The sequence below is a fragment of the Vibrio sp. UCD-FRSSP16_30 genome (assembly GCF_001676025.1).
Lineage (GTDB): Bacteria > Pseudomonadota > Gammaproteobacteria > Enterobacterales > Vibrionaceae > Vibrio.
Genome location: NZ_LZFW01000054.1, coordinates 1 through 1,085, shown reverse-complemented (window position 1 = coordinate 1,085; position 1,085 = coordinate 1). Strand labels below are relative to the sequence as shown.

Here is a 1,085-nt window from a genome sequence, read left to right as displayed (position 1 = left end):
TGATGGGGTCGCAGGTTCAAATCCCGCAGTAGCCACCACTTACAATGTTATTTAGACGAACCATGAGTCTTCTTAACTATACTCTTCGCTAGAGTAAAAGCTTTGCTGCGGTCGTGGCGGAATTGGTAGACGCACCAGATTTAGGTTCTGGCGCCGCAAGGTGTGAGAGTTCAAGTCTCTCCGACCGCACCATTATTTAGATATCTTAAATGATATCACTGTTGGGCTATCGCCAAGCGGTAAGGCACTGGCTTTTGATGCCAGCATTCCCTGGTTCGAATCCAGGTAGCCCAGCCATTATTACAACGTTCAGTTGATTCTCCAATCGTCAACTGTGACTATGCTCTTGCTAAGAGATTAAATCAGCAACGCGGACGTGGCGGAATTGGTAGACGCACCAGATTTAGGTTCTGGCGCCGCAAGGTGTGAGAGTTCAAGTCTCTCCGTCCGCACCATATTTAAAGATAGAGTTCTTAGAACTTTTTCTGTTGGGCTATCGCCAAGCGGTAAGGCACTGGCTTTTGATGCCAGCATTCCCTGGTTCGAATCCAGGTAGCCCAGCCACTTTTAAGTGGATGTTCATTTTATTATGAGCAGACAACGTTATTGAGATTCACCAATCATCTCTTTAACTACACTCTTGCTAAGAGATTAAATTAGCAACGCGGACGTGGCGGAATTGGTAGACGCACCAGATTTAGGTTCTGGCGCCGCAAGGTGTGAGAGTTCAAGTCTCTCCGTCCGCACCATATTTAGATTTAAAGATGTTATTTTTAAATCATATAATGTGGCTACTTAGCTCAGCTGGTTAGAGCACATCACTCATAATGATGGGGTCGCAGGTTCAAATCCCGCAGTAGCCACCACTTACAATGTTATTTAGACGAACCATGAGTCTTCTTAACTATACTCTTCGCTAGAGTAAAAGCTTTGCTGCGGTCGTGGCGGAATTGGTAGACGCACCAGATTTAGGTTCTGGCGCCGCAAGGTGTGAGAGTTCAAGTCTCTCCGACCGCACCATTATTTAGATATCTTAAATGATATCACTGTTGGGCTATCGCCAAGCGGTAAGGCACTGGCTTTTG

At 46.1% G+C, this 1,085-nt stretch carries 7 tRNA genes; all 7 read left to right on the top strand.

Annotated elements, in window-relative coordinates:
- Positions 1-107: 107 nt before the first annotated feature.
- The 7 genes from A9260_RS13460 to A9260_RS13430 all read left to right on the top strand — a co-directional run bounded on the left by A9260_RS13460 (position 108) and on the right by A9260_RS13430 (position 1,020).
- Positions 108-192: transfer RNA gene (locus A9260_RS13460), tRNA-Leu, on the top strand.
- A 30-nt stretch (positions 193-222) separates the two neighbouring features.
- A tRNA-Gln gene (locus A9260_RS13455) sits at positions 223-297 on the top strand.
- A gap of 73 nt (positions 298-370) precedes the next feature.
- A tRNA-Leu gene (locus A9260_RS13450) sits at positions 371-455 on the top strand.
- 34 nt (positions 456-489) lie between these two features.
- Positions 490-564: transfer RNA gene (locus tag A9260_RS13445), tRNA-Gln, on the top strand.
- A gap of 100 nt (positions 565-664) precedes the next feature.
- Positions 665-749: transfer RNA gene (locus A9260_RS13440), tRNA-Leu, on the top strand.
- A 40-nt stretch (positions 750-789) separates the two neighbouring features.
- Positions 790-866, top strand: a tRNA-Met gene (locus tag A9260_RS13435).
- A gap of 69 nt (positions 867-935) precedes the next feature.
- Positions 936-1,020, top strand: a tRNA-Leu gene (locus A9260_RS13430).
- The last annotated feature ends 65 nt before the right edge of the window (positions 1,021-1,085 follow it).